Source organism: Rhodopirellula maiorica SM1 (assembly GCF_000346295.1).
Taxonomy (GTDB): Bacteria; Planctomycetota; Planctomycetia; order Pirellulales; family Pirellulaceae; genus Novipirellula; species Novipirellula maiorica.
Genome location: NZ_ANOG01000314.1, coordinates 1 through 6,136, shown reverse-complemented (window position 1 = coordinate 6,136; position 6,136 = coordinate 1). Strand labels below are relative to the sequence as shown.

General features: G+C 56.6%; 5 protein-coding genes. 2 read left to right on the top strand and 3 right to left on the bottom strand.

What is annotated here, in order from left to right; genetic code table 11:
* The coding region (locus tag RMSM_RS10190; protein ID WP_040765213.1) for a transporter at nucleotides 1–674 on the top strand (674 nt) is incomplete at its 5' end.
* Nucleotides 675–851: 177 nt separating this feature from the next.
* A complete protein-coding gene (dusB, locus tag RMSM_RS10185) occupies nucleotides 852–1,865 on the top strand; it encodes a tRNA dihydrouridine synthase DusB (RefSeq protein ID WP_008695099.1) in 1,014 nt (337 codons plus the stop codon).
* An 82-nt stretch (nucleotides 1,866–1,947) separates the two neighbouring features.
* Here the strand turns inward: dusB and RMSM_RS10180 are convergent, their stop codons facing one another.
* The 3 genes from RMSM_RS10180 to RMSM_RS10170 form a co-directional block, all read right to left on the bottom strand.
* Nucleotides 1,948–3,228 (bottom strand): alkaline phosphatase family protein, encoded by a 1,281-nt coding sequence (locus RMSM_RS10180; protein WP_008695098.1) that lies wholly within the window; start codon nucleotides 3,226–3,228, stop codon nucleotides 1,948–1,950.
* 22 nt (nucleotides 3,229–3,250) lie between these two features.
* Nucleotides 3,251–4,960, bottom strand: coding sequence for an alanine/glycine:cation symporter family protein (locus tag RMSM_RS10175; RefSeq protein ID WP_201767019.1), 1,710 nt, complete (start codon nucleotides 4,958–4,960; stop codon nucleotides 3,251–3,253).
* A gap of 165 nt (nucleotides 4,961–5,125) precedes the next feature.
* The coding region (locus tag RMSM_RS10170; RefSeq protein WP_144057539.1) for a glycosyltransferase family 2 protein at nucleotides 5,126–6,136 on the bottom strand (1,011 nt) is incomplete at its 5' end.

Below are 6,136 nucleotides of genomic sequence, written 5' to 3'. Positions count from 1 at the left end.
ACACGATGGCGATGCTGCCCAGCATCACGATGGACCACACGCGATCAAACTATACCGATTTTACCACTCATAACAGTGGCTTCGGTGACACGGCGTTTGGTGCCTTGCTGAGAGTTTACAGTGATGAATGCCAAGATTGGATTTTCAACCTCGGTTGTTCGGTTCCCACCGGCGATATCTTTCGCGAATCCTCGACTCCGACCGGATCGCCGACGGCATTGCCGTACCCGATGCGTTTAGGCAGCGGTACCTTCAATGCACGTCCCGGATTGACCTACCGTCGCTTTCACGACTGGTACAGCTGGGGAGCTCAATTTCAAACCGATCTACCAATCGGAAAGAACTATCGCGGCTACAGCGTCGGCGATGAATTTCGCTTTAACAGTTGGACCAGCGTGCTGTTGACCGACAATCTTTCGGTCTCGCTGCGGGGTGAGCACCTGTGGCGGACCGAGTACGATGGGCAGGATCCGGCCGCCAATGGCACGTTGATCAGCACCAATGTCGAGCAGTTCCGTGGTGGTTACTGGTACAACCTCGGTCTGGGGGCTCAGTATCTGTACAACGGGCACTATCTCAACGCGGAGTTTGTGCCCACGATTAGCCAGGACCTGAACGGAATCCAGCTTGAAACCGACTACGCCTTTATCGCCAGCTGGTCGAAGTCGTTCTAAGGGGCGAGCAAGCTCAGTAAGTTGAGGGAGGAGAGTTCGGCTGTCCCCTCGCGTTTAGCAGATTTGTGCGGGGCGATTCGCTTCGCAGCGATATCTTTGTAAAGTGGAGGTTGAGAGAGCGAGGATATTGCGTCCTTGCTCGGTTTCGCGACTCCCTTTCCTCAACGCTCGACGTTTATGGTTGCTCCGTTAAAAATCGGTGATCTCGTCATCGATCCGCCTATTTTGCAAGCTCCGATGGCGGGATTCACGAATGCTGCGTTCCGTCAAATCGTTCGCGATTTTGGCGGCGCAGGTCTGTTGGCCACCGAAATGGTTAATGCTCGCGGTTTCGTGTGGATGGATGAAAACGAAGCCGAGCATCCCGACCGACTATGGGGCGTGGCCGAAGAGCCGCGTCCGTTGGCGGTCCAAATCTGGGACAACGATCCCGAAACGATGGCCAAGGTTGGCAAGCGATTGGCCGAAGAGTATCGAGTCAGCGTGGTGGATATCAACTTCGGTTGTCCCGTTCGCCAAGTGACGCAGAAGGCTCACAGCGGTAGCTACCTGCTGCGTGATCCACGTCGGATGTTTGATATCATCAGCCATTTGGTGAAAGCGTGCAGTCCGACTCCGGTCACCGCCAAGATTCGCCTTGGTTGTACGCGCGACAACGTGAACTGCAACGATGTTGCCAAGGTGGTCGAGGAAGCGGGGGCGGCCGCGCTGACGGTCCACGGCCGGACCGCGCAAGACATGTTTCGCGGCAATGCGGATTGGGAAACGATCAGCGAAATCAAAAGTCGTCTCAAATCGATCCCGCTGATTGGAAACGGAGACCTCGATTCGGCCGAAAAGGTCGTGGCGGCGTTTGAAAAATACAACGTTGACGGCGTGATGATCGCACGAGCTTGTCTCGGGCGACCGTGGTTGTTTTCGCAAGCCGCCGCGGCGCTGCGGGGTGAACCGATTCCGGCCGAACCCACGATGGCCGAGCAACGCGACGTGATGCTCAAACACTATCAATTGGTGGTCGATCGGTTTGGCGAAGAGAAGGGCACGGTGCTGATGCGAAAGTACGCCTGTTGTTATGCCCAAGGAAAACCCGGAGCACGTCATTTCCGCTCGGGGGTTGCCAATGTGTCGACGCCCGAAGAGTTTTACCGGATCGTCGACGAGCATTTTCCCGTCGAGGCGCCGACGGTTTAGCGGTAGGCCGGATCATATTTGTAGGCCGGATCGCAGCGGAGCGAAGATCCGGCACAGCAGCGTCAACGAACTCAACGTCGCTCTATCCGCGACGCAGCTGATTGACGTAACTCGGGAACATTCGCATGTCACTGGGTAATTCGCCAGGGCCGACGATCAGCGGGCCTTTTTCTGCGGGTGGGTACAGCCCGTGGCTGCCGCGCACCAGTGTTGCATCCAGCGGAATCACGTCCATCGAGTAACGCAAGCCAAGCTTTTTTCGCATCAGTTTACGGATCGCGCGAAACTTGGACGTCATAAATAATTCGCAGGGGTCGTAGCCCGGTTTGCGATGAATGTCGACGGTGCGAGCAAAATCGGGGGCGTCGCGGTCGTCGAGCCAATAGTAATACGCAAACCATGCATTGGGTTTTGCCAGTGCGATCAACTCGCCGCTGCGAGGGTGATCGAGTTCGATTTCAGCCGGATCGACGACGCGATCGATCCCGGGGACCGATTCCAGTTTGGCTTTGACATTTGGAATCAACTCGGGACGTGCGACGTAGACGTGAGCCAGTTGATGATCGCAAACTGCGAACGCGTCGCATTCGCCCGGGATCATCATTTCGCCAAACGGTCCGTTGCGAACGCCGAGCCAGCCTTCGGAGCGTAGTTCGCGATTGATCATCACCGGCTGGTCCACCGGAACTAATCCGTACTCGGAAACAACCACCACTTGCGCATCGATCGCGGCGGCGGCGTCGATCACGGTTTTTGCACATTCGTCGACTTCGCGAACACGTTGCGAGTCGTGGTCCGGGTACCGCTGGAAATCGTAATCCAGGTGCGGCAGATAGACCATCGTCAATTCAGGCTGCTTCTCTCGCATCACCAGCGCCGTGGCATCGGCAATCCAGCGTGTGCAAGGCAGTCCCGCATTGGGTCCCCAAAACGTAAAGAACGGGAACGGGCCGAGCTTTGCCGTCAGGTCGCACTCGGTATGGTCCAGGATGTCAAAGATTTTGGATCCATCGCATCCGTAGTGCGGTTTCGGTGTTGCACTGTAGCGAACTCCCGATGACTGGTTGAACCACCAGAACATCTTTGCGGTTTCGACGCCGTCGTAGAACTTTGGACCTTGGACCAGCGAGTTGGCTTGTTGCCAAAACCGCACCTCTTGAGTGTCTCGGTAATACCAGCCGTTGCCCACGATGCCATGGTCACGTGGGGCAAGTCCCGTCAACATCGTCGCTTGCGAGGTCGCCGTGACCGCGGGCAGCGGACTTTTCCAGGCGGATGACGTTCCGATCGCCGCGACGTTCGGTGCGTGCCGCAGCAGATCGGGCGTCAATCCCACGACGTTGATAATGCAAACGCGATTCATGAGCGATCCTTCCGCAGTCCGTTTATTTCATTCTCGGAAACTCGCCGTTTTGATACTTCTTCCAATACGAATCAAGTTGGCGTTTGACCACGCCGCTCAGTAGGAAGACGCCCAGCAGGTTGGGAAAGCTCATGCCTAGAATCATCAAATCGCTGAACGCGAGAATGTTGCCTCGTGTGACGATCGAGCCGAGGACCGTGAATGTTAGAAAGAGTAGCTTGTAGATGATCGAAGTGCGAACGCCAAACAATTGAACCCAGCTTCGTTCGCCATAGTACGACCAGCTAATACAGGTTGAGTAAGCAAACAGCACGACCGCCGCAAACAAAACGTAGCGGAACCATTCATGGCCCCCGACGACAAAGGCTTCGAGTGTCAGTCGGGCTCCTTGATCGCTCGCGATCACGTCTTGCATGTTGGGGGCGGCGTAAACGCCGGTGACGACAACCACCAGTGCAGTGATGGTGCAGACCATGACGGTATCGATGAAGGGTTCCAGCAGAGCCACGATTCCTTCGCTGACCGGTTCGTCGGTCTTGGCGGCGGAGTGAGCGATGGCGGCCGATCCGATCCCTGCTTCGTTGCTGAATACGGCTCGTTTGATACCGATGACGAGCACGCCAAGGAAGGCGCCGTACCCCGCTTTCAGCGAAAACGCTTCGCTGACAATCGTGCTGATCGCGGCGGGGACCTCGGTCGCGTTGAGCGCCAGGATGTAAAGCGCTGCGATCACATAGGCAGTGCACATGATCGGCACAATCTTGCCTGCAACGGCGGCGATACTTTTGATGCCGCCGATGATCACGATGCCTACAGCGACTGCCATGATCAGTCCATAGATCCAAGGGTGATCCTGCAGAATATGGATGTCATCCTGGATCACTTCGAGCGATTGACCAACTTGGAAAGAGTTTCCGCCGCCGAAGCTCGCGCCAATGCATAGCACCGCGAAAACCACCGCCAACACGCGGCCGAGCCCAGGTAATCCGATGTCCTTCAATCCATAGCGTAAGTATCTCATCGGGCCGCCTAGGACGTGTCCATCCTCGTCGGTGACGCGATAGAGTTGACCGAGCGTGCATTCGGTGAACTTGGCGGTCATTCCAAGGATGCCGACCAGGATGATCCACACGGTTGCCCCCGGACCGCCGGTTCCGATCGCGATCGCGACCCCCGCGATATTGCCGAGTCCGACCGTGGCTGAAAGTGCTGCGGCGAGCGCCTGAAAATGAGTCACTTCGCCTGGTTCATCGGGGGTGTCGTAGATGCCGCGAATCAGGTCGATGGCGTGGCGAAAAGCGCGGAGGTTAATAAAACGCATCCGCAACGTCAAAAAGACGCCGCCGGCAAAAAGCCAAACCACGACAAAGGGAATGCTGACGCCAAACCGATCCTTTGTGCCAAAATCGTAAAAGATGACGGCCGCAGCGTTGTCGACGACATACTTTCCAAACGCGGTGTCGATTCGCTGCATCCAGGTCGCATTTTCGCTGTCGCTGGATTCTTCCGCAACAGGATCTTCATTCGTCGCAATCTTGCCCGGCTCTCCAGCGGTATTCTCAGCCGTGGTTTCGCGGATCGTCTCTTCTTGTGCGGTGGATGAATCTTGCCCCATCGCGGCATAGGGGCAACTCAGTACGCTTAACGCAACCGCGATGCAGGCAAGCAGGGGGAGAAGTCGGACCGAGCGAGCGAGGGGAGACCGGAGCAAAGCGAGAGTTGTTTTTGGCATCGATTATGACTCGTGGAAAAACGTAGGCGAGGGCGCGGACGTGTACCGTACCAAGCGTCGTCGAACGCTCGATGTAACGCACCGCGAGCGACATCGTAACAAATTTTGAGACTTTGTGATTTTGGCCGCGACGCAAGCTGAGACTCGGAACGACAGTCGCCTGGGTTAGTGGTGTGTCATAGCACGTTGTCCGATTGAGGATTTCGGACGAACGTAACGCGACAGCAAGCGAAGGATCGTTCCCGCGGTTCGCCATGTGAACGTCACGCGAGGCTGCTTGAGGGCACGCCAGCCAATTTTGCTGGCGGAAACCAAAGGAGACGAATCTCGGTCGTCAAGATTTTTGACGAGCCAATCGTTCCACGGGGCTCGCAATCGCCCCAATCGCGACGCGTTCGCCAGCGACGTGCTAAGTGACGCTTCCAATTTGTCACGGATCCGTCCAGATTCTTGCAGGAAGCGATTGGCATCCTCGTCGTCTTTGCCGAACTCGACGACCGTTTTTGACTCTTCATGGAGCCGGAAACGGGCGCCGACGCTCGCCGAATAGTGGACGCGAGGGTGCTTGGCGAGATAGCGAACCAGTAGATCCCAATCAAAGCCATAGTTCAAGTTACGGTCAATTCCGCCGCAATCTTGAACATACTTTGTGCGAAACCAAAGTCCGGGTTGGCTAAAGGAGTAGCGGTCCGCACGCAGCATCGCCGTGGCAGACAAGTTGCGGTTGTGCATCAGATACGGGTGCACGTCGTCTCCAAACACTTCGACCGAGAACGTGTACAGGTCAGCGGCGGGGGGGCAGCGTGAGGCAACTTCCCAAAGCGTGCCGGGCATCAGCAGGTCATCCGAGTTGATCCAGTTAAAGAATTCGCCTTCGGCGAGAGCGAGTCCCTTTGCGATCGCGTCGGATTGTCCCTCATCGGGTTCGCGAATGAGTGCCGAGAGATGGTCGCGGTACTGATCCAAGATGGCGTGACTTTGGTCGGTGCTGCCCCCATCGACCACGATGTACTGCAGATTCGGATAGTTTTGCAGCAGTACCGAGCGGATTGTTTGCTCAAGGAAATCGCCCTGGTTGTAACTCGGCGTGACAACGGTAATCCGCGGTGGATCGATCGCCAGATGAGAGGGAGGCGACTCGCCGTCCGTCTGCCACGGCCAGCCATGATGATTCGT

Coding starts and splice junctions, on each gene's coding strand:
- dusB (WP_008695099.1), top strand. CDS start 852: ATGGTTGCTCCGTTAAAAATCGGTGATCTCGTCATCGATCCGCCTATT.
- RMSM_RS10180 (WP_008695098.1), bottom strand. CDS start 3,228: ATGAATCGCGTTTGCATTATCAACGTCGTGGGATTGACGCCCGATCTG.
- RMSM_RS10175 (WP_201767019.1), bottom strand. CDS start 4,960: ATGCCAAAAACAACTCTCGCTTTGCTCCGGTCTCCCCTCGCTCGCTCG.